Origin of the sequence: Pseudomonas prosekii (assembly GCF_900105155.1) — a bacterium.
Taxonomy (GTDB): domain Bacteria; phylum Pseudomonadota; class Gammaproteobacteria; order Pseudomonadales; family Pseudomonadaceae; genus Aquipseudomonas; species Aquipseudomonas prosekii.
The window spans coordinates 508,057-533,249 of sequence record NZ_LT629762.1 but is presented as its reverse complement, the minus strand read 5'-3'; the positions used below and the strand labels follow the sequence as shown (position 1 = coordinate 533,249).

General features: G+C 53.9%; 20 protein-coding genes and 1 pseudogene. 3 read left to right on the top strand and 18 right to left on the bottom strand.

Annotation, left to right across the window (positions count from 1 at the left end; translation table 11 throughout):
- Positions 1-256 precede the first annotated feature (256 nt).
- The 4 genes from BLU01_RS02440 to BLU01_RS02425 all read right to left on the bottom strand — a co-directional run bounded on the left by BLU01_RS02440 (position 257) and on the right by BLU01_RS02425 (position 3,160).
- Positions 257-682: a hypothetical protein gene (locus tag BLU01_RS02440; RefSeq protein ID WP_092270350.1), complete on the bottom strand. Its 426-nt coding sequence runs from the start codon at positions 680-682 to the stop codon at positions 257-259.
- Between the two features lie 374 nt (positions 683-1,056).
- On the bottom strand, positions 1,057-1,584 hold the full coding sequence (locus tag BLU01_RS02435) for a CPCC family cysteine-rich protein (protein ID WP_092270347.1): 528 nt from the start codon (positions 1,582-1,584) through the stop codon (positions 1,057-1,059).
- A gap of 790 nt (positions 1,585-2,374) precedes the next feature.
- Complete coding sequence (locus tag BLU01_RS02430; RefSeq protein ID WP_092270344.1) at positions 2,375-2,647, bottom strand: hypothetical protein; 273 nt, start codon at positions 2,645-2,647, stop codon at positions 2,375-2,377.
- A 144-nt stretch (positions 2,648-2,791) separates the two neighbouring features.
- A complete protein-coding gene (locus BLU01_RS02425; RefSeq protein WP_231987155.1) occupies positions 2,792-3,160 on the bottom strand; it encodes a polymorphic toxin type 46 domain-containing protein in 369 nt (122 codons plus the stop codon).
- 408 nt (positions 3,161-3,568) lie between these two features.
- Between BLU01_RS02425 and BLU01_RS02420 the strand changes: the two genes are divergently transcribed.
- Positions 3,569-3,997 (top strand): hypothetical protein, encoded by a 429-nt coding sequence (locus tag BLU01_RS02420; protein WP_092270338.1) that lies wholly within the window; start codon positions 3,569-3,571, stop codon positions 3,995-3,997.
- A 116-nt stretch (positions 3,998-4,113) separates the two neighbouring features.
- The gene (locus BLU01_RS02415) at positions 4,114-4,518 is read left to right on the top strand and encodes a hypothetical protein (RefSeq protein WP_157720136.1); all 405 of its coding nucleotides are present in this window, start codon (positions 4,114-4,116) and stop codon (positions 4,516-4,518) included.
- Positions 4,519-4,591: 73 nt separating this feature from the next.
- Here BLU01_RS02415 and BLU01_RS02410 read toward each other — a convergent pair whose 3' ends face one another.
- From BLU01_RS02410 to BLU01_RS02355, 12 genes and pseudogenes are all read right to left on the bottom strand, one after another.
- Positions 4,592-6,454, bottom strand: coding sequence for a hypothetical protein (locus BLU01_RS02410; protein ID WP_092270332.1), 1,863 nt, complete (start codon positions 6,452-6,454; stop codon positions 4,592-4,594).
- Between the two features lie 121 nt (positions 6,455-6,575).
- Entirely contained in the window at positions 6,576-7,262 is a 687-nt protein-coding gene (locus BLU01_RS02405; protein WP_092270329.1) for a hypothetical protein, read from the bottom strand.
- 102 nt (positions 7,263-7,364) lie between these two features.
- Entirely contained in the window at positions 7,365-8,405 is a 1,041-nt protein-coding gene (locus tag BLU01_RS27910; RefSeq protein ID WP_231987126.1) for a hypothetical protein, read from the bottom strand.
- 12 nt (positions 8,406-8,417) lie between these two features.
- A complete protein-coding gene (locus BLU01_RS27905; RefSeq protein ID WP_231987125.1) occupies positions 8,418-9,470 on the bottom strand; it encodes a DUF6708 domain-containing protein in 1,053 nt (350 codons plus the stop codon).
- A gap of 735 nt (positions 9,471-10,205) precedes the next feature.
- Positions 10,206-11,149 (bottom strand): annotated as a pseudogene (locus BLU01_RS02390) (DUF6708 domain-containing protein).
- A 44-nt stretch (positions 11,150-11,193) separates the two neighbouring features.
- On the bottom strand, positions 11,194-12,111 hold the full coding sequence (locus tag BLU01_RS02385; RefSeq protein ID WP_092270323.1) for a DUF6708 domain-containing protein: 918 nt from the start codon (positions 12,109-12,111) through the stop codon (positions 11,194-11,196).
- Positions 12,112-12,323: 212 nt separating this feature from the next.
- Complete coding sequence (locus tag BLU01_RS02380; RefSeq protein ID WP_408003137.1) at positions 12,324-12,953, bottom strand: hypothetical protein; 630 nt, start codon at positions 12,951-12,953, stop codon at positions 12,324-12,326.
- A 596-nt stretch (positions 12,954-13,549) separates the two neighbouring features.
- Positions 13,550-16,822, bottom strand: coding sequence for a hypothetical protein (locus tag BLU01_RS02375; protein ID WP_092270320.1), 3,273 nt, complete (start codon positions 16,820-16,822; stop codon positions 13,550-13,552).
- Positions 16,819-18,912, bottom strand: coding sequence for a type VI secretion system Vgr family protein (tssI, locus tag BLU01_RS02370; RefSeq protein ID WP_092270317.1), 2,094 nt, complete (start codon positions 18,910-18,912; stop codon positions 16,819-16,821). Before tssI ends, BLU01_RS02375 begins: the two co-directional genes overlap by 4 nt.
- A 132-nt stretch (positions 18,913-19,044) precedes the next feature.
- On the bottom strand, positions 19,045-19,560 hold the full coding sequence (locus BLU01_RS02365; RefSeq protein WP_054051032.1) for an Hcp family type VI secretion system effector: 516 nt from the start codon (positions 19,558-19,560) through the stop codon (positions 19,045-19,047).
- Positions 19,561-19,871: 311 nt separating this feature from the next.
- Positions 19,872-20,177 carry an ArsR/SmtB family transcription factor gene (locus tag BLU01_RS02360; RefSeq protein WP_092270313.1) on the bottom strand — a complete coding sequence of 102 codons (306 nt, stop codon included), beginning with the start codon at positions 20,175-20,177 and terminating at the stop codon, positions 19,872-19,874.
- A 97-nt stretch (positions 20,178-20,274) separates the two neighbouring features.
- Positions 20,275-21,405 carry an alkene reductase gene (locus BLU01_RS02355; protein WP_092270310.1) on the bottom strand — a complete coding sequence of 377 codons (1,131 nt, stop codon included), beginning with the start codon at positions 21,403-21,405 and terminating at the stop codon, positions 20,275-20,277.
- Positions 21,406-21,658: 253 nt separating this feature from the next.
- Between BLU01_RS02355 and BLU01_RS02350 the strand changes: the two genes are divergently transcribed.
- Positions 21,659-22,339 (top strand): type 1 glutamine amidotransferase domain-containing protein, encoded by a 681-nt coding sequence (locus BLU01_RS02350; RefSeq protein ID WP_092270307.1) that lies wholly within the window; start codon positions 21,659-21,661, stop codon positions 22,337-22,339.
- A gap of 157 nt (positions 22,340-22,496) precedes the next feature.
- On the opposite strand, the gene hglS is transcribed toward BLU01_RS02350, so the two are convergent.
- Together hglS and glcF are read right to left on the bottom strand one after the other, a co-directional pair.
- Positions 22,497-23,885 (bottom strand): 2-oxoadipate dioxygenase/decarboxylase HglS, encoded by a 1,389-nt coding sequence (gene hglS / locus BLU01_RS02345; RefSeq protein ID WP_092270304.1) that lies wholly within the window; start codon positions 23,883-23,885, stop codon positions 22,497-22,499.
- An 87-nt stretch (positions 23,886-23,972) separates the two neighbouring features.
- Positions 23,973-25,193 carry a glycolate oxidase subunit GlcF gene (gene glcF, locus BLU01_RS02340; RefSeq protein WP_092270301.1) on the bottom strand — a complete coding sequence of 407 codons (1,221 nt, stop codon included), beginning with the start codon at positions 25,191-25,193 and terminating at the stop codon, positions 23,973-23,975.

Here is a 25,193-nt window from a genome sequence, read left to right as displayed (position 1 = left end):
TGGTAAAAGTGTACTGTTTCTCGGTCCTTGCGTTTTACAGTCGGAAGGTAAGTTTACGACTTGGCTTAAAAAGGTACTTTTCCATTTTTGTCTTAAGTAGTGCAACTGTAGCTGTTGAGGAACCGCATCTTTCATTATGTAATGATGCTGCCTTCTATCGCTTTATCCCGATTCGACATGCGTTTAAACGAAATAGAAACACCTTAGCCTTGACTGGAGACCGGTTCGTGCATGGGTGTGCCGTTTCATAAGGGTTTTAGGTGTCTTTTTGGGCGTTGTATGTTCGTAGCATTTCCTCTGAGCCATCCCAGTTTGGGGGCGTCTCCCAATCTTTATTTTTCTTTTTTCCAATTATTGCGCCAATGAGCGTATTTTTCTCATCATAAAAAATGCGACCGTCCCAACTAGTGCTATCAATGAAACGCATTGATAGTATTGCGTCAGGCGCCATATTTGAAATCGCACTTATAAGCTCTTCAAATCCTAGCATTTCCGATGAGGTTGTATTTGCAATTTCTTTTTGAATAGTGAGTTCTTTTTTATACGTGTCGCTAGTTTTATTTATTGTGTAAGCATTTTTAAAAACGAAACTTTCTTTAGCTGATTTTTTTAATAGTTGGGCCGATTTCATCCCGCCGTCTGCGAGATGAAAATGCTGCTGTAAGAAATCTAATATGTTCATGGTTTAAACACCTCAATATCCCCGCTGCGGGGTCCTTTCAAGAGAACTTCTTGCTCCCCCCAACGATCTTCCGAATACTGCCATGACCACTTATCCCCTTCTTTTGGGGCGCCAATTGTACTTCTCAGAATAAGTCCATCCTCTTTGAAAAGAGGGGGCGAATCTATTTTCGAGCGTAGAAAATAAATCTGTCCCTGTTTTTGTTATTATTCGATTTTTTTAGGTTGAATGCCTCGTAGATTTAGGTGTTTTCTTTCCTTGGGAACGAGAGGGTCATACACTCTAAGGTACACCCGTTTGTGTCTTCAACTAAACTTAGTTTTAGTTCAGGACTAAACATTGTATAAAAATAAATCTCAACCTCTCGGTCGTTATCAGATAGCCCATTTATATAAAGGCAGTGTGCACATGCTCTTCGCAAATATCGCTTTCGCTTCCCCGAGTGTCATATGATTTGGGCCGCTGTACTGCTCAGGATCAACTACTCCACTATCTTCCCATCTGCATAGATCACAAATTTCATAGTTTGCCCTTGACGATATCGTTCGGTAGCCACAGCAAGGGCAAGTCTCCAATGGTTCGATAAACCCAACTACCTCATGTTCGCCAAGTCCCATTTTTTTCATGGAGGTAGATAAATATGAGTTTGTCACGCCTTTGTACTCTGAGTACAAAGCAATCAAAAGCAATTCGTCATATAGAGGATTCTGCACATCGCTTGGAGGTTCTTCGTTTGAAACAAGTAGTTCTTGCATCTCTTTTGAAAGTAAGGAGAATTCTTCGTCGCTATCATCAATTCCCCACCAGTTCAGTAGCACTAATTCACGTGTATTATTGTCAAGGGACGCTAAAGCTTGTTTGCTCAGCATGTAAGTCGCATCGGATCGAGATGTTTTTTTCATATTAAAGACCTTTAGCTAAATCAATTGTTGACTTGACGCAACGACGCTTCTTTATCATCTTTATAAAAGTTTTTATTTCTCGATATTTAACGTGGGCGACAAAAACTCTTCCAAACGCTGGATGGTGTTCGATTTTTTATTTTAGTGTTCGTTTTCGTATCACTCCCACTGTATCGTGAATCTGTCCGGGCGTTCTGGTGGGATTTTTACCTTTGTGCCGTTAGAAGAAGTCACATAAATAAAATCTTCGTGGAGTTCTATTTTTTCGAAAGGAATTGTTGTGCTTAATACAATTATGCAAACCAATTCGTCATTGCTTTTTTTGTCAGTGATATGAATCCATCCTCTCCGGATGCTAGACATTCGCCGCACTTTATCTCGTGGCCCTTAAATTTTTCTACCATGTCAAGGGTCGCCAACCCCTCACAGAGCTGATTTCCTCTAATGCATAATCTAGTGCTGGTTGCCAAGATTTGCTTTGTAATGACTGACTTTGCTCAGATATCTCGAATAGGCAGTAAAATCCATTGTAGGACATTATGGAGTTGTTGCGAGGATATATTTCATCCTCCCAGTCATTTTGTATTTTTTGTTTGTCTTCACCAAACATATTATTTTCCTATTCGTTAATTCTTATTTGCTGCGAAAAGGGCGCATGTTTATTTTCTAGGGACCGGAAAGGGGACAGATTTATTTTCGAGCATAGGAAATAAATTTGGCCACTTTTGTTCCCTCTTTTGTTCCTTTTGTTCCTTTTTTCTCTTGTTGATCTCTCGCTGGAATTTGCTTTTTAAACGCTTAACAGCCAAGACTCGCACTGGTTTATTTTTTCATTGTCGTCTATGGCATGAGATATTTTCTTATCAATTTCTTTGAATTTATTTTTTTCGTTTTCTTGGTAGAATATTAGCCAGCCGTCTCTATTGTCGTGCTCTATCATGTATTTTTTATCGTCTTTTCCAATATTTAATGACCAAGATGAAAAGAAGTCTGGATGGTCCGAAAACGCCGTTACCATAAAGCCGCAACGACTTGCCATGTTATATAAATCAGTTTGCTTCATTCGTGGCCTCTTAGATTTTGATAAATTATTTGGTTTTTTCAAAGTTAGCCTTTAGCGCTGATAAGGACTTGAGTGCCCCCACCTGATGACGGTTGCGTCATCCCTTTTACAAACCACGTATCATCAATCGGTTTGGCTGTCGATTCAATACTGTCGTTTTTCCGGTCGTCGATAAATGCCTTGCAGTTTTAGTTCCACCGTGCATGTTGCGCGATTATCTTCGAGCGGACCAATGCCGAGCATTGATTGGCTTGTAGCAGGGTTCAGAGAATAATAGTTGCCTTGTGGGGCTCCGGGTGATTGAAATTGATAAACCGTTTTACCTCGATTCAACGTCTCTACATTTACTGGCTGATTAAAGTCGATTCCGCTCAAGTGGCCCGGAATGTTAGTCTCTTCAAAAACTTGTGTTCGATAGAACTCTGTCGCAGTCTCTTTTCTTCCACCGGCGTTGATATCGTTATTGATATTCCCTGTCCGACAAGAGAGAAAATGGGATGGATTTATTCTCAAATAAATAGAAATTAAATCTGTCCCCTTTTGATGAGGCGGATACGCTGAGTACCCCTCCAACAGAGTAAGAAGCTACCAGGGCGGCCAAGTAGAAATTCAGGTTTGTGGAAGTGGTTTCGGTAAACCCGATGAAGGGGACTTCAAGGCTCGTGGGCCAAGCATTGAATCGCCTCTGATTTCACCACGAACCTGCGCGCCCAAGCTGACGCTTGTGGATTTTTGTTGTATCTCATTAGTCCGGCACGTCGAAAAAGGAAACAGATGTAGTTCTCGCGATTAAGGCGGGCAACTCTGGCATTAAGGAGACTCGCTGTGCAACTCATATAAGGTAAACTGCTCGGCCTTTTTTGCCGATGCCACGCTACGTTTAAAAGACGCGGCTCGGCAGATTGATATGGATATCAGAAGATGAAAAGACTGAGTCGACGTCAACGTTTTTGGCTCTGTATGCCCCTGTTCTGCGCCGGGCTGTGGGCCGCGTCGCAGTGGTGGGAAAAGGGCCTGGCGAAACCAGTCGGCGCCCCTGACATCAGCCCCAACGGGTGTTATCGGGTTCAGCAGTTTCAACCTTTCTGGCTCTTGCCTTGGTTCTTGCACCCAATGGCTTTCCCGGACCCGGAAGCAGAAGTCTATTGGTTTGCACGCTGGGAAATTCCGGCTTTTTTTCGTCTGTACGATCATCGCAACGGCCAACTGATTGGCGAAAGCGAAATCTACGACCTGGTCAATGCTGGCGGGCCTCTGGATTGGGGTGGCCGAACCTACCCCACGGTGTCGGCGGCCATGATCGAGATCGGCCCCAATCTGCCTGATTGCATAGGTGATCAGCCGAACTAATTATTGAGAAACGGACGACAGCTAAGCCTGTTGGCCTTGCTCAAACATGCAACAATCCGCCGCCGCGCACCTGCAGCTGCCGGCGGCGATGTTTTCCGCCAATCTTAAGGATCAAGATGAGCTCCTCTCGCGCAAATATCATTGGCATGAAAGTCCACTGCAACGCCTGTGAAAAGGAATTTCCCATCGGCAAGAAACAGCAAACGCTGTTGCGCGAAGACCACTCCATTGTGTGCAAGGGCTGCAAGGCCGCACTGGTGATATCCGCCGTGGAAAAGCAGCGCTTCCTGAGTTTCGATAACCCTGCTAAACCCATGATGCTGGCCATGATGCTCAGTGGCTTGCTATCGGTGTGTGTGTTCGGCGGTACTTTTCTCGGTTTCCTGAAGTCCGACACCCTGGTGCTGGTGGCCGTGATGATGCTGATCGGCAGTAACCTGATATTGGGGCCGATGATCAGAAGTGCGACCAAGCCTCTGATTGTCAATCTTGACCCCCAAGGCACGCCAGCAGCCGTTTGATATTTGGCTTGCCGGCCTGCCGATGCGGGCTGGACGAAGAGCAGAAGGGTTTTGAATAAGCTGTCGTCTGGCGCTACCAGAACAGCGCTTGTGCGATCTGATTTGCCTCATTCCTGGTTTGCTCACCGCCCATGATTGGCGCCCTTAGCAACGACCGTTCCCCCTCGCGGTCCACGATCCAGAACGCCATCTTTATGGGCGTTTTGCGCTGGACGCCAGCAACGAAGTCGTCGGATACGGCCGCTTCATCGCCAGGCAGCTTCGTAACATCGAACTCCCATTTCTCGCCGGTTGCTGGCGACTTTGCGGGCTCGGCCGACTTGGGCGAAAACTTCGTCCTGCGCACATCCCCGGCTTGCAGTCCCAGCGTTTCCGACATGAACGAACGCAGTATTGATTCAAGCTTTTCGTCCGATGTCTGGGCCGAACCCACGGTGAGGCCAAGTTGTGCCCCTGTTTGCAGATTTTCGTAATAGAAGCGATATTCCGTACCCAATCTCAGGCGGTAGTCGCCCACGCGCAAGGGTAGATGTATGCCCATCGAGCTGTTAACCAGCGCATTTTCATCCTTCGGCACTATCCAGCCGAGCGTAGCATCGCTTTTCTGCCATTCGATGAGCGTCCGGTTCAGGGCGACGGCCTCCTGAGTTCTGCCTTGGCGGTAGGCGATATCAGCGGCGTAATCCAGCGCAGTTCCATAGAGAAGTTGATAGGTAAAGCCATACTCCCAGGCAGGCACGGCCAAACCCAGCGAGCGGCGCGCGGCATCCAGCGCGCCGTGACGGTACTGCGACACGCCGATAAGTGTCTGCACGCGCGCCACTTCCTCCGGGAAAATGGCGTCGGGCAACGCCTGTTTCGCCAGTTCCGCAGCCTTGGACTCGCCGCCCGGAAGCTCCCAGGTTGAATCCATGTATTGGGTCTGCTCGGCCATAGTGCGTTCGCGGAACAGCGGTGGTGCGCTTTGCCAGTTCAGCGCAGCGAACAACTTTTGCATCTGCTCAACGGCCTGGGCCTTGTCCCGCGATTTGAACACCACATCGATGTCCATGCGCCAGTCGCCGCGAAGCGCCGTCCAACGAATATTGGTGCATTGCTCGCCGTCACACTCCTCTTGCCTCCCCAGTTTGACGGCGGCCAGGTCGTCGAAGGGGAGGTCAGGCATCGCCGATGCAACCGCCCGAACTTCACGCTGTTCCTGATAGGGTTTGAGCCAATCCTGGCGTTGCGATGCCGTGTATTTGCGTTGAGCTTCGTCATAAGCCAGCGAAATCTCGGCGCTCAGGCGGCCGTTTGCCAACTCCTGCGTATAGAGGAGGAGGGTGGTGGCTTCGCGTTTTTTTGCGGGTTCAAACTTCGCCAGTTTCCACCGCCCCAGCAGGAGTGGCATCGAGAAGTCAGCTAATTCGTAACGCAAGCGCGGCTCGTCCGGCGACAAGCGCCATAGACCGGGATAGGGACTGACGGCCGCAAAAAGCTTTTCCTCTAGGCGTACGACCTCGGCTCTTTCACCCGCCAGCATGCTTGCCTCGATGGCCAGGCCCAGCATGTTTGTGATGCGCGGGTCGCGCCTGTTAGTCGACCCGACAGAGGCTGCTCGCTGCTCCCAATACGCGATCTGCTCTTCGGCGGCTTTCCGGGCCTCGTCGTATCTCTTCTGCTGATGCAGCAGATTGACGAGCAACACACCCGCCTCGAGGTCCGTGAAATCCATTGCGCCACCCTTGCGGCCTGCCTCCATGGCCGCCCGGGCGGCGACCGTGGCCTCTGGCAGTGAATTTTCACTGCTCAGACGTTGTGCCTCGTGCATCAACTGAGCTGGACTGGGTGGCCGAGCTTTTGCCTGATCTGCTGGCACTGCCCAGGCGGCGGTGCCGGTCGATAGCAGGAAGGCGGCAAAGAGGGCGCAGTGTCGGCGTCGTATCGAGTTCTTCATGGTTGACTCTCTGGCACATGTCTAATGGGCGTCCCGCACAGACACGTAGAAATGCGCTGCTCGGCGTGAGGGCGCCTCGCAATCGGAATGGACCTAACGCTCAGGGTGACGAGCCCCGAACTCACAGGGGCCGTTTGACACCCCATTTTTTTATCGCGGGATCAATAGACTCGTCCGCTTCAACCTGCGCCGGCGTTTGATGGAACGCCATGCCATTGCCACAGAACGCAGTAAACACATCCCCGTTGAAACTGTAGAGCTCGACACTCGTGACAGTCTCACAGGCATCACTCGCCACTACCTTTCGGGCGAGCTTGACCCGAGACGATTGATAAGTGTCGTACCAGTCTTTGAAATAGGCTTTGGATCGGGCCGCGGATGCACCGGGACTCAGGATATTGTTGGCAATCCGGGCGTCGAGCGGGCTCGTCGCGAAACTCGAATATGGCTGGATATCCTGGGGGCTGACAGGGTAGACACGCGCATACCCTTTTTGGATGTCGAGTTTAACCACCTGCAACTGGGCTTCTTCTGGATAAACCTTGTAGACGACATCCAAAATTCCCAGGAGTGGGTGGGGTGTTTCTTTGTCGACGTAGATGAACTTCTCTTCAATGTTCAGGTTAAAGCGCTGGACTATTTCGTCGATTTGGTTGAGCCGCTTTTGTTCTTCCAAGCTGCTTTCCGCAATGGTGACTGGCTTCAGGTTTTTCAGTTGTTCGGGTATTGGCGAGATCTGGACCTGGATATCTGCCTGGGCGCTGAGGGCGGTGGCTGCCAAGATCAATGGGATTATGGGTTTCAACATGCGTCCTGCTCCTTGTGGGAAATCTTCCTGGTTTTGCTGTGTAAGTGTTTACGTCGAAGGGGTGCGCTGGGCAGCTCCGTCAAAGAAAAAAATCTGTCTGCTTTATGTTGGTATTTCGTTCGACTCGCCAAGCTTAATCTTGAAGTAGTCCACCAGGTTCTGTCCTTCTGAAAATGCCTTTCTGATCTCAGCACTTTCATTAATCAGTTCCTTGCTAGGTACTGCATGTTCTTCAATTGGGCGCGGTAGCGACCACTCAAGAACTTCCCTTGGGAAGCCTGTCTTAGGGCGGTTATTGATCCAAGCGGCAAGGTAACAAGGAATCGTCCAACCACTGAAAAATTGAATGATCAGGAAGCCGAAGAGATATCGAAGCAATGAATGATGGGAGCGATAACCTTTTCTACACATATGAAAGTAGGCGACCGAGCCTGCTTCGAATTCATCCGATTGCCCCTCGGGCAAGGCTCGCGGTCCATCTTCCATATAGACACGGATTGCCTCCCACTCAGCGATAGCCTGATTCAAATTTCCACTTGGAACACTGATCCAGAGCACATCGCCATTTTTCGTCTCACGTAGCCCAATCATTAATTTGAATTCAGGAATGACAGCATATTGAGTGATCAATTTGCTGATCGAGACACTCGCAATGACTTCCTCCCACTGTACATAACGTGGGGTCATGCCTTTTTTGGGAACAAAGACGACCTCGCGAAGCTGACGATTGAAGCGTACAGGAGGTTGATGGCTTACCCGACGAATTGCAAAGAAAAAAACGCAAAGGTAGAGAGTGGCCAGCGCCCCCACAAAGCCCCAAACGGCAATGCTTGTGAAGAAGTCCAGCCAGCTACTCCAGAAAGGTTCTATGTCACGTCTTATCCAGGATCCGAAACCCGTTGTGAAAAACAGAAAAATCAACAGGAACATTACCGCCCCGATTCCGGCTCGAGTCATAAACTCAAAGCTTCCTCTAGAAACGGCAAAGTCTAGGACTACTTCATCGGCATAGCGGTGTAGTTGGCGAGCACTGAAGGGTTGCACTCCAGTTGGTACTGGCTTTGGTGATAAATAGATTGTCTCAGTGCCTGATTCTCTCTCGATATCACCTGCGCGGGGCAGTCGGTCGTATCTATTTTCCAAGGGTATTACTCGTCAAGTGGCGGATTCAGACTTTTGAGTCGTTTCGGCAAACTTCACCTTGAAGTAATCCAGCATGTTTTGGCCTTTGGCAAAAGCCTTCCGTATTTCAGTGCTTTCCCGGAGCAGTTCTTCACTAGGCATAGCATGTTGCTCAGTGGGAAGAGGTTGTGACCATTTTTGAACTTCTTTGGGGAAGCCCGCCTTGGTGCGGTTATTGACCCAGCCGGAAATGTAGCAAGGCAATGTCCAGCCGCTAAAAAACTGTATTGTTAAAAATCCCCAAACGTAACGTACAAAGGAATAATTTGCGCGATAGCTCCGACGACTCAGATGGAAAAATTCCACTGTGCCTTCTTCTAGTTCGTCCGGTTCATCGGTTGGTAGGGCAGATGTGCCATCCTCCATATAGGCGCGAATTGCCTCCCACTCAGAAATGGCAAGACTTAAATTTCCGCTCGGTATAACAGACCACAATACGTTGCCGGATTTAGCATCACGTAAGCCAATCATTAGCTTGTAATCTGGCGTTGCCGCATACTGGTTAATATGAGTTCCAGCTGACACGCAGGAAATAACGTCTTCCCATTGCGCATAGAGGGGAGTATCACCTTTTTTTGGTACAAATACGACTTCTCGGCGCTGCCTGTTGAAGCGAATGGGAGGATGTATGGAAACCTGTCGGGCAGCTTGCGTGAAATAATAAAGATATGTCGTCGCGATGGCAGCAATGATCAACCAAAGCACTGGGTTGAAGAAAAAATTTGACCACCCACTCAGGAAAGGCTCAGCGTTGCGTCTTAGATAGGAGGCAAATCCCGAAAAAAAGAATAACAAAGTAATAATAAAATTTATTGATCCAATTCCTGTTCGAGCAAGAAACTCAAAGTTTCCTTGTCCGATAGAGATGTCTAAATATGTTTCATTAATATAACGGTGTAACTGGCGGGTACTAATGGGTGGCATGCCCGTAGGTACTGGCCTGGGGGACAAGTAGACTCTCTCAACACCCGACTCTTTTTCGAAGTCTCCAGCGTGCGGTAATCTCTCATAAGTATCTTTAGACATGCGCGTTCTCCGGCTTAATGTCGATCCATTTAGCTCCGTCCCAGGATTCTCCTTTGAGTCGGTTGTTGCATTCCGAAAAACGGAATGCAACAGCACCCAAAAGGACGAATTTGCTTTTTGCGATTTCATGCCAAGGTAATGCCAACGAGGTAGGCTAAGTTCTTCATATGCTATAGACGCTTTGGTCTGTCCTAGTTTGCCCTGAGTACTACGGTGGTGGTGACGAACACTAATCGAGGGTTTTGTAGGCGCAGGCTTCGAGGTGAGTGCATAACTTAATATCTAGCTCTCTCTCGGAGTCTGCTTGTAAAAAGTCCAGCCAGCTGCTCCAAAATGGTTCTGAATTTCGTCTTATACAGGATCATATCCCTGTAGTAAAAAAATAAAAATCAACAGGAACATTACCGCGCCGACTCAGGCTCGTTCCATCAACTCAAAGCTTCCTCGGGAAATGACAAAGTCTGAGACCACTTCATCGGCCTAGTGGTGCAACCGGTGTGCACTATAGGGCTGTACTCCAGTCATCACTGGCTTTGGCGATGAGTAGATTATCTCAGTGCCCGGTTCTCTCTCGATATCACATGCATGAGGCAACCGATCATATTTTTTCTTAGGCACGTAGATGCTCGGTTCCAAGAGCAAAAAGGGGGCGGATTAATTTTCGAATAAACGGAAAATAAATCTGTCACCTTTTGTTGTTGTCCCCTTTCTTTTCCAAGTTTCTCGACTTTTAATTTAGGGTGTTGCGGACCTTGCTTTGTTTTTCAATTCTTCCTCACGCTTAATAATGGCTGCTTCCAGCTCCGGAGAGCGTTTGGCCCACTGCTCGGCCGGGAGTGCTCGGGACCATTCTTTTATTTCCGGGGCGGTCAAGTCAGGTGGCGGAACCAGCTTGCGTTCTTGCAAATAAAAACCTAAGGGAGCACCTAAAAGACGGTGAAGAAAACATCTTTAATTGCCGATTTAAAGTCGCCCTTGACAGCGGACTTCAATGCGTCGGACAAAATACTAAAGGTCCAGCCGGTCAAGCCTTTTTGGCTATTCTCGCCCTCAAAATTGCACTTCGGAACGGCTTCAGGCCCAACCTCCATGTAGCTGCGCATGCACTCCCAGAGACACATGGCCGTTTCGCCGCCGCCGCAATTGAATCCCAAGCTGAAGTCTCGTTCCTTCTCGGGGGCATCTGGATCTGGGTTGTGAAAGCCCACGACCAATAGGCCTTGGGTGGTTTTACCGTGCTGACCGACGGAGTCCATTGCTACTGCTTGAGCAGTAATCTGCTCCCAAGGGACGATCCAGTAACGGCCGTCATTGAATGCCACACAGACCTCGCGGCGCTGGCGGTTGAAACGCACTGGGAGAGGGACCGGACGGCTCAACATGTAGATGAGGATTAAGATTGGCACCCCACAGAAACACATGAACCCATACCAGTAAGCAGCATTCAGTCCCTCAAAACCAACCGCCTGGGTTAACCATATAAAGATAAGCAGTGCAGGCCAAAGCACGATGACGAAAGAACCGATGCTGTAGGAGCCTATGTCAAGAAATACCTCGTTCTTGCGCCAGATCGTATTGAGTACATCCTTGGGCGTTTGTCCTGTCGGAACGGCCAGTGGTGCCAGGCAGTCCTCTCGTGAGAGCGGTCTGTTGCGGCTACCGGGTTTGGCTGAGTTCATGCCTTATCCTTGGCTTTCTAATAGTTTGGTTCCCAAGTTGGGGGTCACGCGACTTGTGCTTCGATCTCCAGCTCTGTCTCCCGCTGAGCTATGGCCGACTCCAACTCTGGTGAGCGTTTGGCCCATTGGTCGGGGGGAAGCGGTTGGGACCATTCGACGATGGCGGGATCGGTCAGCTCAGGTGGTGGGGCGAGCTTCCAGTTTTGCAATTTTTCGGCCCAGTATGTTCCTAGGAAAATAACGAAAAATAACCCGTGCAATACGTCTAGAAAGTCGCCTTTGAAAAAGCTGGTTACGATGGAGCCGATCTGTGTCTCGGCGTATGGCTTTCGTCCCAATCGGCTATCCGGGATCGCATGTGGCCCCTTCTCCATGTAGCTGCGCATGCACTCCCAAAGGCTCATAGCCGTTTCGCCACCGCCGCAGTTGAATCCTAGACTGAAGTCGCGCTCCTTCTCCGGCGCATCAGGATCGGGATTGCGGAAGCCCACTACCAATAGACCTTGAGTGGTTTTGCCGTGCTGCCCCACCGAGTCCATCGCTACTGCTTGGGCAGTAACCTGCTCCCAAGGCACGATCCAGTATCGGCCATCTTTGAATGGCACACATACTTCGCGGCGTTGACGGTTGAAGCGGATTGGAGGCGGTACGGGACTCATTAAACCTTTCAGTACTAGGAGAATGGGAATGCCAACTATGAAAAGCGAAAGGGCCAATGCTTCCCAGAAAATTACGGAATTGCGCTCGTGATGAATAAGCCAGATACAGAAAAGCAGTACCGGCCAAATGACCATCACTGCCGAGCCAATACTGTAAGAACCGATGTCAAGGCAAACGTCGTTCTTGCGCCAAATGGTGTTTAGGACATCCTTTGGCGTTTGCCCTGTAGAAACGGCCAGTGGTGCCAAATAGTCCTCTCGCGAGAGCGGTCCTCTGCGGCTGCCGGATGTGGCTGAGGTCATGCCTTGTCCTTGGGTTTCAAATAGCAGGGGTTCTGTTGCGGACCTAGGCGGTGAATGCTGGCCCGATCAAGTTCTGGGGTTGGTTCGCCGGAGCGCAAGGTGACGATTTCACCATCGGGGCTCAATAATTCGCCATTGGGTGCCAGCAAAAGGGGGACAGATTTATTTTCTAGTGTAGGAAAATAAATCTGCCCCCTTTGAGCTTTTACTGTTCAACCGCGATGAACATCATCAAAGTCGTCGGCCTTCGGCGTCGCCTGAATGCCTTTGGCTTCTTGGGCTCGGTAGTAAGTTTCGATGCTCAGCGACGGATCAATACGGGCCTTGATGATGCAGGGCTGTTTTTGCCAAGGGTATTGCTGCAATTGTTGGGTCAATTGTTTGAAGCCTGTCGCCAGCCAACCCTTTTCCGATTGGTCGCGCCAGCGTCTCGGGTTACGGCCCGTTTTGCCGTCGTAGGCGGAAGTTACCGGGTCGAGGTGGCGACTTTGCTCCAGCACTGGCAGGTCGGGCAGCGGTTGCGTGACGTCCATGTAACGTTGCAGGCAATCCCAGAAAGCCAAGGCATTCGCCTGGTCGAGGCCCAAGGAGTGGACTTTGGTGGCCAGACAAATCTTATTATCGGTATAGCGGTGGTGTAGCCAGAGGGCGTAGTCGTGGGAGCCATAACCGCTGGGTAGCAATTGCAGCACTGGGTCGAACTCTTCAAAGGGTGCAACGAATTGGCGGCGGAACCGACGTTTGAAGCGAAGCATGCCGTCGATGCGGTTGAATTCGCTGCCGTCATAGGTGCTTATTTTGCTGTGGAGCCAGAGCAGAGCATCTGATCCGATGGTCGCGATGAAATAAAGGAAAGCACCGGCCCATAACGCAGTCTGCATACTGCTGTTGCCCAAGAGAGACCCCTTAAGCCAAAGCACAATGGTGGCACTGGCAATAAATCCACTAACCTGTAGGTAGTGGACTATTTTTTTTCCTGTCATATATAGCGTTAGAGAAGTTAGCATTAAAGCAACAGCGAGAAGCGCAATTAAAAGTGCGACGCCACTTTCCGGTGCTCCATGGCCAAGCTCCGGCTTGATTGATCCGAAGATCCAAACGGTCCACGGTACCCATATAAACGAAATACACACTATCTTAAGTACGAAAAGTAGATGTGGGATCTTACTTGAGTTTTGAAAGCACCAACGCCTAGCATCGCAATATACCTCTTCCCTTTTTCCTTGCTCCTGCTGTCGCTGGTAAATCGTCTGTTCTTCACCTTGAACCTGGGTGGTGACCTCCATCGCCGGTTCCAAGTTGGCATAATTACCAAAAGCAAGGTGGGTATCAAATGCCCCTGAGCGATTCGAATCTTCCGGCCACTTTGGAGGAGGCAAGGGCTCATGACTGTTGCTGCGGTAGGCACCGACAGCGTAAGGAGTATCCATTTGCGTGGTCATACAGAGAGCTCAGTGGTTTCGATCTGCCAATAGGGTGGCGCCTTATCTGTCGGCAGATTGTCTGGTGGCAGGCGGCGGTTGGTTGGGGTGAAGGCTGACCAGCTTTTAGGGCTAGGTTGAGGCAAAACCAACAATTCGCTTGCTTCATCTGCACTTAGTACAAACTGAGCACTGACTTTCAGGCCCTGAGTCACGCGCACATTGTAGCGATCCAGAGGGCTGAGTTGAGCAACGGGTAGACGGGCTGGAAGAATATAAAGCACGCTAGTGGCATCCAGTGAAAGCGCTGCTATCTTGGGGGCAGCAGCGGGGACACGATGATAGCGTTTTACATCGAATAGGCCATTTATGCGCAGACTGCTCTGGAATTCCTGGGCGATTAACTGAAATTGTTGGTCATTCTCGAACATCGACAGAAGGGGAGAAGAGAGAACTATGACCCAGTCTTGCTCTGTTAGGGGTTGTTTTGCGGGCATTACGCATTGCATCCCCGAGTCGGGCAGTGGCGCACGATCGCTATCAGCTTTTTGCAATGTCTTGCGGTGAGCGGCTGGTGCTTTTTTTTGCCAGTCGGCCAATCTCTGTACGAATATTTGCGGTTTGCCAATAATGCCGAGCAATTGCTGGTAGGCAATCTGCTGGTCTTTCAAGTGAGCGAAACGTAGGCTATTGCCCAAGGCCTGATCCAGTATTCCTGCTTCGGCAAACTGTCGACCGAATGGACCTTTTTTTACTACGATTTCCATGTCGCTGTCGGTCAATATATTGGCTGCGATGGTACCACCGATAGTTAACACAACACCTGCCACAAGGGCGTAAGGATTAACAATTAGTCCAAAGCCATATGCACTCCATAGGCCACTTCCGACAGCGGCTACGCCATAGGCTGCGGCTGCATCCGTATCTCCCTGATTCAGCGACCGGTAGCTGTCCCAGCCGCTCAATATTGCTCCCCCAAGGGTTGCAACACCTCCTACAGTTCGAAGTAGCGGTAGTTTCGGGCTGCCAGTCTGCATTTTGAGATTTTTCGCCCAACGAGTAGAAATTTTCTCTACGTTAAAGCGGGGTTTGGTCAGTTGGTGTTCAAAGGTTGGGCCGAACAGTAATTTACTATGGCTACCGAGGGCTGCCAGCAAGTCCAACGAGGCACTTATTTCCCCGACTATCCCACGACCCCATTCGCCCCCCGCCTTAAGATCGTCATATGCTTTAATCTGCACCCACAGGTTATAAGCCGCAAACGCCACCATCAACGTCGGTACAGCTTTGTTCTTCTCCATCGTCTCGGTCACAGCCCCGAAACGAACCCGGAATGTACTGTAGTTGGCCAAGTCTGCATTCCCTTTAGGGATAGCAATGACCGTGACATCGCGCAACGTAGGGCGCCCTGCGCCAGAACCGCGTGGGCTGGTACTGCCCACGGTTGTGCCGGACTGGTCATGCAGCGTCGCATAACGGTAGCTTTTACGGGTCAGGGCCTGCCGTTCAACGTCGGTGAGTCCGCCGCGCAGTCCTGCACCTTCGACCCCGACAACCACGTAGTTCTGAGCCAGTGCTTGGCCCTGCGGCATTAACTTGATCTCGGCCAGTTTTGGCGAGAGCGCAGCCAGGGTCACGAATGTGGGGGAGAATAATCGATCAAGCTGAATTTTCGACGCATCCTGCGACAAACGGCCGATCTGGGCCACGACGCTGGCACCGAAGTTATCGAGTAAGTCGGCGAGAAAATACGCAAAGCCTTTGCCGGCGCTGGGTTGGTCGACTTCACCCGTCAGGGATGCCGTCAGCATCAACGTGCTTAAGCCCATAGCTTCCGGCATTGGCTCTTTACCGCTGTCGCGCAGGGTTTTCAGACGTTTAACCAGGTCGGGTAGCTGGTCGGCGGTTTTTGCCAGCATCAGGGCGCCCAACGGGTGCTGACCCTGGAGCAGGCCTTGTACGAGACGATTGATAGGGCCGATCAGCTCTGGGTAGCCCTTGCCGGTATACATGGCGTCACTGCGGTTGGGGACCTGGTTCAGCGCATCAAGCGCTTCGGTCAGCAGGCAATAAGGTTCCAGCAGCGCTTCGTTGCGACTGTAGCTCCAGTCGAGCAGCACCGGGTGCAGTTTCTTGTCTAGAAGGTCTACGAGGGTAGTTAATCGTTGCGCCAGTTTTTCACGACACTTCTCACGAGCTTCTTCGAAGACGGCTTTCTGCAATTTGGGCAGGTCGACCTCGTCGCTAAGTTTGGCGAGTGGACCGGCGAGGGTGCTGTAGAGCACCTGTGCATAGCGCCCATGAGGTTCGTGGGGTACCAACGCGTTTAGCGTCTGCAAGTAATCAACGCAATCACGAATTCGAGAAGTTGTATGGCGCAAGGCGAACAATGGATCATCGAGAATCATGCCCACCAAATGAGGGTAGTCTCGCAATTTGTTCGGGGCCAGCACGTCTGTCCCGGCTTCAGCAGTGGGTAGCGCCGCTGGCGGAGGGCGCTTGAGTTTCACCGCCAGCTCCTGTTTGCGTTGTTGCAGTTGCAGAATCAGGGCATCAGGTTTGAACGCGGAGAACTCAGGGGTGAAATCTGCAGGATCTTCCAGGGCGCTTTCGATGTTGAAGTCGCGCGCTCGCAACCCTTTGACCAGACTCTTCACAGGCGTCGCTGGATAAATCAAAGAAGCTTTCCAGTGCTGCGTCTCACCCGCAGTCGCCGCCCAGGCCGGCGCCATGTTTTGACTGCGCGCCTTGATCCGTCCCGAGTCCTTTTCAAGCCACTCGATGTATTCCCAGGTCCACGGCACTTCGCTGTAGGCCATGCTCAGTTGGTCGCCAACGAATCGACCCTGTAGAAACATAGGCACCAGAATCAAATGCTGTTTGATACATACCGGATCGCGCTTGTCTGCATCGCCCTTTTTCTCAGCTATTTTGCGCCAGTGGGCCACGTCTACTTCGAACAGCTGGCCTTTACCGTCTGCTTCCAGTTCCCGCCACAATTTATTCTTCAGGAACACGTAGATGCGACCGGGGCGCGGCAGAGCACCTTGTAACGTTTCATTTAGCTTGTCATGTCCCGGCAGTCGCGCCAGCGGAGTGACGGCCAACATCGTATTGTGCTGATACTTTTCTTCTTCTTGGGTGGTCTTGGCGTCGACCATTATCTGAATTTGCAGAATGCTGCCATCGGTGCGTTGAACGTTCAGCGCCAATCGCGATTTCTGCTTGTTCTCGTATTCGGTTTTTTTGCGAGTCCCTTCGCTGATGGGCTTGTCGTTAAAACTGCTCATGCCTTGCCCTCCGGGCCCAGTAGTTGCAATTGGCTGCCCAATTCAGGGTCACCCCAGACATCGACGATTAGAGCTTCTGCGCCTTTTTCACCTGGGGTTTTTCTCGGTGCGGCATCGTTTACCGGTGCATTGCCCAACGTCTGCCCGACCGGCGCGGTGTCTGCGGGTTTAGGTGGTGTCGGGAGAATCGGTGCAGCGCCTGTGCCATTACCGGCGCTGCCGCCAGAATTCATATTTATCACCGGCCCGCTCAGCGTTACACCGCTGCCGTCGATCTTGATGAAGCTTCCCCCGCCAATCAGGGTTAATTCAGTGCCCGCTTCCATCACCACTTTCAGGCCGCTGTCGAGATGGATTTCCTGACCAGCATCGATGAACTGGCCGGTGCCGACCTTGATGTGTTGGTTAACGCCGACCGTGAGGTGGTCGTTGGCGCGCGCCTCGACCTTGCGATCCGCATAAACCGTGTGATGCTCTTCAGCCTTGAATTCCGTGTAGCTGTTCTGCTCAACCGTATCGTGCCGCTCGTTCCCGACGCGAATCTTCTGGTCGTGCTCGACGTTCTCATCCCAGTCGCGCTGGGCGTGCAGGAAGATTTGTTCCTGACCTTTCTTATCCTCGATGCGCAGTTCGTTGTAGCCGCCGCCACCCTTGGAGCTCAGGGTTTTGAAGGTGCTGCGGGTTTTGTTCGCCGGCAGTGGATAGGGGACGAGGTTTTCCTTGTGGTACAGGCAGCCGCTGATTAGCGGTTGGTCGGGGTCGCCTTCAAGGAATGTGACGAGCACTTCCATGCCGATGCGCGGGATGGCGATGCCGCCGTAGTGGGCGCCGGCCCAGGCGGAGGAGACGCGTAGCCAGCAGCTGGTTTTGTCGTCGGCCTGGCCTTCGCGGTCCCAATGGAACTGGACTTTGACGCGGCCGTACTGGTCGCAGTGGATCTCTTCACCTTTTGGCCCAGTGACCACGGCGCTTTGGCTGCCGAGGATTCGCGGTTTCGGGTGGTTCAGCGGCGGGCGGTTCGGCACGTCCCACGGGGTGGCCTGGAAGCGGTTGCGATAACCCTGGTGGAAGTCATCTTTAAGCGCGGTGGTGTCGCTGGTGACCGACTCTTCCAGCACTTGTGGCTGTTTGCCTTCGTGGAAGATTTCGGTGAGCAGCCACAGGTCGTTCCATTTGGCTTTTGGATGTTCGGTCAGGGCCAGGAAGTGGCCGCTGACGAGCAACGGTTGATCGCTTTTGCCTTCGGCGAGCCGGAAGTCGCTGCGGTGGCGTTCGAGGGCGCGTTTGGCCAGATGTTTGCCGCGCTCGCGGTCGATGAAGCGACCTGGATAGTCGTAATCTTCGAGGTCGGGCAGGGCGTCGCCACGGTTTTCCGCTTCGAGGGTCAGGCGTGGTTTTTCGAAGTCGTAGTCGCGGCGGGTGGTGCGGCTGGTGCGGGTTTCCAGGCGCAGGTCGAAGCGCTTGATTACCGGGTCGTTGGCGACCATGCCGGAGTCTTGCAGGTAGGCCAATGGCGCAAGTTTCGGGAACACCGTCTGGTCATCGCCGAACACCAGTTTGTGCGCGGTGGTGCTGTGCTGAAAGTGGTAGTGGATACCTTCTTCCTCGCACAGACGCTGGATGAATTGCAGGTCCGACTCATCGTATTGAACGCAGTAGATGCGCTCGGGATACGTCGCCCCGAGGGTGAACTCGTAGGCGTTGCCCTGCAGGCCGTGCTCTTCGAGGACCTTGCCGATGATTTTTGGCACGGTCATGTTCTGGAAGATGCGCTGGTTGACGCGGTGCGCCAGGTAGGACAGTTGCGGGCGCAGGGTCACCGCGTAGCGGGTCAGGCGTTTGCCGGAATCACCCTGGGCGGCGCGATAGATCTGGCCGTGGATGCCGCTGCCATCGGGCGAAAGCTGCAGGAAAGCCGGTTTGTGCAGCAGGGTTTCGAGGTCCAGCGACGGCTGCTCACTGACCAGATCCACCTCAAACACAAACGGCTGGCTGATACCTTCCCGGCCTTGCAGGGCAAGAACCTGCAGATCGTTGGAAAGGCCTTCGATAGTCAGGGCAAAGTGAGTCTGATTGGCCGGCGCGAACATCCCTTGTTCCTTGTGCAGTGCTTACTGCGCTCGTCGACACCCGGAAACCGGGTCAACGGACGCGAAATTCTGGAGGGGCGTAAACAACATCGACCAGCAGAGCTGGCCGATGCTTGAAGCGGTCAGCCGCGATTAAGCGACTGGTTGACGCCAGTCATCGGAACCCGAAGTACCGGATACTTCGTGGGTCCAGGTGATTTTGCGGTAGGTGAACTGTACTTCTTCCAGGTGCGTGAAGTGCGAGTTCGACGGATCCTGGCAGTTGTGCATTTTGTTGTTGATGGCGACGATGATCGCGTCTTCCAGTTTGGTGGTGTAGTAGTGCTCTTGGGTCCCTTGGGCCGAAGTGCGATACCACTGGATAACGATTTCGCTCATGCGCTCGCCGGATGTCAGAGCGGCTTGCAGCAGTGGCGAAGCCTTGTCGTAGACCTTGGTGATCACAACTGGCTTGTGAACGCGCTGACCAGTAGGTTGGCCGGACTGCGGGTCACGCGGGATGATGACGTCGTGGCTGAAAGCCTGAACCATGACCTGGTCTTCGTGACCTTCCTGGTAGGTGTTGCCAACCGAATCGGCAGTGAAAGCGCCGGCGGTGATCAGACCTTGTTTTTCGCCAGTGACGGACATGTACGCTGGTGTAGCCATGGAGGTGCTCCTTGCTAAAAATTTAGGGTGCCCGGGAGGCGATATCGCCCGGTGGGTGCCTGACTGTTATCAAGGTCCGTGCCAGAAACTTCAGTGGCCAGTGAAACCGGGGTGTTGCGGCAGCCCAGTCGGCTATTTCGCAGATTCCGCAAAGGATTCACCCGGCAAAGTGCGCAACTTCTTGCGCAGTACTGCGCAACTTCTTGCGCACTCGGCTGCAGGGCCTGACGGGGCGGTCGCTCAGCGGCATTGACGGCTGATTTGGCAAACCAAGTGCGCAACTTCTTGCGCATCAAGGCCATGCGCCATCATCAAAGACTGGCGCCGATCTGCTCGACGAACTGGGCAATGGTCTTTTCGTTGCGCCGGTAATACGTCCACGGCCCGAGTCGCTGCGAGGTCACCAGATCAGCACGTTGCAGCGCCGTCAGGTACAGCGACACGGTGGACTGCGACAGGCCGACCTTTTCCTGAATGATGCTGACGCACACGCCGATTTCTTCCGGATCGCGTTCCTGGGTCGGGAAGTGCACGCGCGGATCCTTCAGCCACAGCATGATTTGCAGGCGTGTGGGGTTGGAAAGGGCTTTGATGATGTCGTTCAGATCAAGAGTCATGGTCGAGCCTGGCGCCTGTTTGCTGCGTCGAAATAAGCCGAAACCTTATGGCCGGCAGATCGCTGCCGAAATTCCACGGCGCGATCTGCGGCGCAGTTTACAGGCTCGGCTGGTAACGCGGGTAATCGCTGTAGCCGACAGCAGTTCCGCCATAGAGGCTGGACGCGTCCAGTTCGTTGAGCGGCCATTGATTGAGCAGGCGCGCCGGCAGGTCCGGGTTGGCGATGAACCAGCGGCCGAAACCGATCAGATCGCCCCAGTCATTGTCCAGAACCTTGTCGGCACGCGCGCTCGAATACTTGCCGGCGTACATCAGCAGCCCGCTGAATGCCTCGCGCACAGCCTCGCGGAAGGTCGTCGGCAACTCCGGCGCGTTGTCCCAGTCGGCTTCGGCCAGCGACACGTAAGCGATGCCGATTTGCTCCATCAACTTCACCGCTTCGAGGTAGGTCTCGTGCGGGTTTTCTTCGACGAGGCCGAGGTACACGCGGGCTTCGTCAGTGCTGGCGAACAGCGGTGCAAACCGCACGCCGACGCGATCCTTGCCCACCACCGCCGCAACGGCTTCGGTGATTTCGCGCAGAAAGCGCAGGCGATTGCTCAGCGAGCCGCCGTATTCGTCGGTGCGCTGGTTACTGTGCTCGGAGATAAATTGATTCACCAGGTAACCATTGGCGCAATGCAACTCGACACCATCAAAACCGGCCGCCAGAGCATTGCGTGCGCCCTGAGCGTAAAGCTCCACCAGTTCCTTGACTTGCGCGGTGCTCAGCGCTTGCGGCACGGACGGTTCGGCCAGTGCGCCGGTGCCCGGGCCGGTTTCGATAAACACGCTGACCGCCGTCGCCGGGATTGCCGACGGCCCGACCGGCGCCGCGCCACCCGGTTGCAGCGAGGTGTGCGATACCCGGCCGACATGCCACAGCTGCGCAAATATCGGTTTTCCCTCGGCGTGCACCGCCTCGGTCACCAGTTTCCAGCCGTCGATTTGTTCCTGACTGTGGATGCCCGGGGTCCAGGCGTAGCCCTGACCGCGCGGTTCGATCTGAATGCCTTCGGTGATCAGCAGACCGGCGCTGCTGCGCTGGCGGTAATACTCGGCCATCAAGGCGTTGGGGATGTTGCCCGGTTGGCTGCTGCGCGAGCGCGTCAGCGGTGGCAGCACCAGACGATTTTGCAGGGTGAATGGGCCGAGGCGGATGGGGGTGAAAAGGGCGGAGCCGGTCATCGGTAAAGTCCTGTAGTGCGGAATGAGTGCGTTCGTGCGCCGTCAGCCGTGGGCTGAGCAGGGTGCGCTGTGAACGCCTTTATAGGAGTATCACAATATTGCGATATTTCAATATCTAAATTTGGAAGGCTTGCGTATGATCCGGCTTCACCGCCCAGCGCTGAGTGAAACAAACGGCACGGCGCGGCAGTCAATGACTCTGTACCTGAACGCCGCAGGCGTATGAACATTCCTGAAATCAAGTGAGTACGACATGAAAATCCTGATGGTTTTAACGTCCCACGATCAATTGGGAAATACCGGCAAGAAAACCGGTTTCTGGCTGGAAGAATTCGCCGCGCCGTATTACACGTTCAAAGACGCCGGCGCGCAGTTGACCCTGGCCTCGCCGAAGGGCGGTCAGCCGCCGCTGGACCCGAAAAGCGACGAGCCGGACGCGCAAACCGCCGCCACCGAGCGCTTTCGCAAGGATTCGGCAGCGCAGTCCGCATTGGCTTCGACGGTCGTGCTGAGCAGCGTGAAGGCTGAAGATTTCGACGCCGTGTTCTATCCGGGCGGCCATGGTCCGCTGTGGGATCTGGCTGAAGATCAGCACTCGATCGCGCTGATCGAAGCGCTCTACCAGGCCGGTAAACCCGTTGCCACTGTGTGCCATGCGCCGGGTGTGTTGCGCCACGTCAAGGACGCGGACGGTCAGCCGTTGGTCAAAGGCAAACGTGTGACTGGCTTCAGCAACAGCGAAGAAGAAGCGGTGCAGTTGACCGATATCGTGCCGTTTCTGGTTGAGGATGAGCTCAAAGCCAAGGGCGGGATTTATTCGAAGGGCGAGGATTGGGCAAGCTACGTGACCACCGACGGGTTGTTGCTGAGCGGGCAGAACCCGGCGTCATCGCAAGCTACGGCTGAAGCGTTGCTGGCGAAACTGGCCAACTGACAAACTCCGTTCCCGGAGCCGACACCGTCCTGTAGCAGATGGCGCAGCCTGCGTTCGGCTGCGAAGCAGTCGTTTATTCAACCGCCGCAATTTGACTGAAACATCGCGTGCAGAGGTCAACGACTGCTGCGCAGCCGAACGCAGGCTGCGCCAGCTGCTACAGGGGTTGGGTGGTGGACGATCTGGCGTAGCACTGATCAATCGAGCGCTGTTGGGTCTCGGCGTACAGCTGCAACTCATTAATGGTCTTGCGCCCCAACGCCTGCTCGAACGCTTGCTGATTCGAATGCTCGCCATAATGCGTTTGCGCCGCGTCCCCGAGGTTCGACTGGAAAATCCCCGCCGCACTCACCGGCAAAAAGTCCTCGTACACCAGCGGCTCGGCCCGCACCAGACCTTGATCCAGCAAGTCCTGCAACGCCCCGCTCAATCCTTCCATCGCCAAGCCTTTTTCCGTCACGAAGTAGCGAAAGTACGCCAGTTCTTGTCGGCGCATGCCGTCGAGCGTGTCAGGGAATTCGCCAAAGTGCTGGGCCATCAATTCGTTGTAGCGGTCGGCGTTGGCTTCATTCGGAAAGTCCTTCAGTTCATCGCGCGCCGCGTTCAGCAGCCGGTCGTACAGCGCTCGACCCTTGGGCGTGAGCGCCGCGCCGCGTTGTTCGATTTCGCCGAAACGCGCGCTGTGGCTGCCGCGTGCATTGTCCTGATCGGTGAAGGCAATCGGCTCGTCGAGCGCTTTGAAACTGGTCTGGCGCAGCAGGATCGGGCACTGGCGGCGCGGCGGGCCTTCGATCACCGCTTTGGGCGTGATGCCATGCTCAGGCATTTGCGCCTGGACCATGTCGATGTCCAGCGTGCGCGGGGTCAGGTGATTAATGTGCGGGCCTTTGAACGCGACGACATCGGCGATCAATCGATGCTGGGCGCTGAGTTGCTGATATTGCGCGGCAGTGACGGTGGCGGTGTGATGCCAGCGAAACGTCTCCAGCGCCTGCTCGACAAATTGCCATGCCTGTTTGTCGCTGAGCCCGCCCTGGGTTTCGGCCAGTTCGATCAATTGCAGCGCAGTCGGGGTGAAAATCGAACGTTGCGCCAACACCGATTCGGCGAACGCGCGCAGTTCCAGATCTTCGATCAATTCCAGGCGCAATAACGAGGTGAACACCCGAAACGGGCTGACCTGCAACGCCGCTTCATGCACTGCGCGAAACGCCGTCGAATGCACCGGCACGCCCGCCGGCGTCAGGTCGTAATAACCCACCGGTTGCATGCCCATCACCGCGAACAAACGGGCGAGGGTGGCGAGTTCGGCAGCGCTGCCGACGCGGATTGCGCCGTGGCGCTCCAGGTCCAGACGCTGAATTTCGCCGGTGCTTTCGAGCTGCCGGGCGATCTGCGGGTCGCTCGCTAAAACGTCGCGGTTGGTCTGTTCCACCAATGCCATCAGCGCGCCGTACAGCGGCACTTCTTCGCGGTACATGTCGGACATCGCTTTGGAAAAGCGCTGGCGGATCAGGTCGGGGCTGACGAAGCTCGGCTGGCTCATGAAAAGTGTTCCTGGCGTAGGACTGATCGGATGAGGGGCAAGATCGCAGCCTTCAGCTACGCCGACAAACGAAGAATCCTACGAACTTCATTCTCCCAGCGACTGGTCCACCAGTTCGATCCAGTGCCGGACCGGTGTGCGCGCGGCACTGGCGAGGTGGCTCTGGCAACCGATGTTGGCGGTGACGATCAGATCCGGGCGAGCACTTTCCAGCGCGTTGAGTTTGTTGTCGCGCAGTTGCCGGGCCAGTTCCGGTTGGGTCAATGAATAAATACCGGCCGAGCCGCAACACAAATGACTGTCCGGCACCGCGCTGAGGTTGAAACCCAAGCGGCTGAGCAGCGCTTCCACCGTGCCGCCGAGTTTTTGCGCGTGCTGCAAGGTGCAGGGGCAATGAACAGCGATGCGCTGAGCCGTCGCCGAGCAGACGCGCTCCAGCGGTTCCTCGGCCAGCACTTGCACCAGATCCAGTGCCAGCGCGCTGACCCGCTGCGCTTTGGCGGCATATGCCGGATCGTGTTCAAGCAGATGCGCGTAATCCTTGATGAACGCGCCGCAGCCGCTGGCGGTTTGCACGATGGCTTCGGCGCCGCTTTCCAGGTGCGGCCACCACGCATCAATGTTGTGGCGAGCGCGGTCGAGGCCTTTGGTTTGCGCGTCGAGGTGATAATCCAGCGCGCCGCAGCAACCGGCCTCGGGCGCCGCAATCACGCTGATTCCTACGCGGTCGAGCACCCGCGCCGCCGCCGCGTTGGTGTTCGGCGACAGACCCGGTTGCACGCAGCCTTCGAGCAGCAACACCCGGCGCACATGCCGAATGGCGGGGCGTGTGCCGGTCACTGGCAGACCGTGAGGCAACTTCGCTTCGACATTGCGTGGCAATAAAGGACGAAACGTCGCACCGATTCGCAGCAGCGATTTGAACAGGTTCGGATTCGGCGCCAGCGCCCGCAAACCTTCGCGCAGCAGGCGTTGACCGGGCGTGCGCGGCACCGCTTGATCGACTACGGCGCGGCCAATGTCATACAAATTGTGATAATCGACGCCGGACGGGCAGGTGGTTTCGCAGTTGCGGCATGACAGGCAACGGTCCAGGTGCAATTGGGTTTTGGCGGTGGCAGGCGCGCCTTCGAGCACTTGCTTGATCAGATAGATGCGCCCGCGCGGGCCGTCGAGCTCGTCGCCGAGCAGTTGATAGGTCGGGCACGTGGCGTTGCAGAACCCGCAATGCACGCAAGTACGGAGGATTTTTTCCGCTTCGGCGGCCCGTGGCAGTTTGCGCGATTGTTCGCTGAGGGTGGTTTGCAT

Excerpts from the sequence above, each read along its gene's own strand:
- BLU01_RS02440 (WP_092270350.1), bottom strand. The coding sequence starts at position 682 with ATGAACATATTAGATTTCTTACAGCAGCATTTTCATCTCGCAGACGGC.
- BLU01_RS02435 (WP_092270347.1), bottom strand. The coding sequence starts at position 1,584 with ATGAAAAAAACATCTCGATCCGATGCGACTTACATGCTGAGCAAACAA.
- BLU01_RS02430 (WP_092270344.1), bottom strand. The coding sequence starts at position 2,647 with ATGAAGCAAACTGATTTATATAACATGGCAAGTCGTTGCGGCTTTATG.
- BLU01_RS02420 (WP_092270338.1), top strand. The coding sequence starts at position 3,569 with ATGAAAAGACTGAGTCGACGTCAACGTTTTTGGCTCTGTATGCCCCTG.
- BLU01_RS02415 (WP_157720136.1), top strand. The coding sequence starts at position 4,114 with ATGAGCTCCTCTCGCGCAAATATCATTGGCATGAAAGTCCACTGCAAC.
- BLU01_RS02410 (WP_092270332.1), bottom strand. The coding sequence starts at position 6,454 with ATGAAGAACTCGATACGACGCCGACACTGCGCCCTCTTTGCCGCCTTC.
- BLU01_RS02405 (WP_092270329.1), bottom strand. The coding sequence starts at position 7,262 with ATGTTGAAACCCATAATCCCATTGATCTTGGCAGCCACCGCCCTCAGC.
- BLU01_RS27905 (WP_231987125.1), bottom strand. The coding sequence starts at position 9,470 with ATGTCTAAAGATACTTATGAGAGATTACCGCACGCTGGAGACTTCGAA.
- BLU01_RS02385 (WP_092270323.1), bottom strand. The coding sequence starts at position 12,111 with ATGACCTCAGCCACATCCGGCAGCCGCAGAGGACCGCTCTCGCGAGAG.
- BLU01_RS02375 (WP_092270320.1), bottom strand. The coding sequence starts at position 16,822 with ATGAGCAGTTTTAACGACAAGCCCATCAGCGAAGGGACTCGCAAAAAA.
- tssI (WP_092270317.1), bottom strand. The coding sequence starts at position 18,912 with ATGTTCGCGCCGGCCAATCAGACTCACTTTGCCCTGACTATCGAAGGC.
- BLU01_RS02365 (WP_054051032.1), bottom strand. The coding sequence starts at position 19,560 with ATGGCTACACCAGCGTACATGTCCGTCACTGGCGAAAAACAAGGTCTG.
- BLU01_RS02360 (WP_092270313.1), bottom strand. The coding sequence starts at position 20,177 with ATGACTCTTGATCTGAACGACATCATCAAAGCCCTTTCCAACCCCACA.
- BLU01_RS02355 (WP_092270310.1), bottom strand. The coding sequence starts at position 21,405 with ATGACCGGCTCCGCCCTTTTCACCCCCATCCGCCTCGGCCCATTCACC.
- BLU01_RS02350 (WP_092270307.1), top strand. The coding sequence starts at position 21,659 with ATGAAAATCCTGATGGTTTTAACGTCCCACGATCAATTGGGAAATACC.
- hglS (WP_092270304.1), bottom strand. The coding sequence starts at position 23,885 with ATGAGCCAGCCGAGCTTCGTCAGCCCCGACCTGATCCGCCAGCGCTTT.
- glcF (WP_092270301.1), bottom strand. The coding sequence starts at position 25,193 with ATGCAAACCACCCTCAGCGAACAATCGCGCAAACTGCCACGGGCCGCC.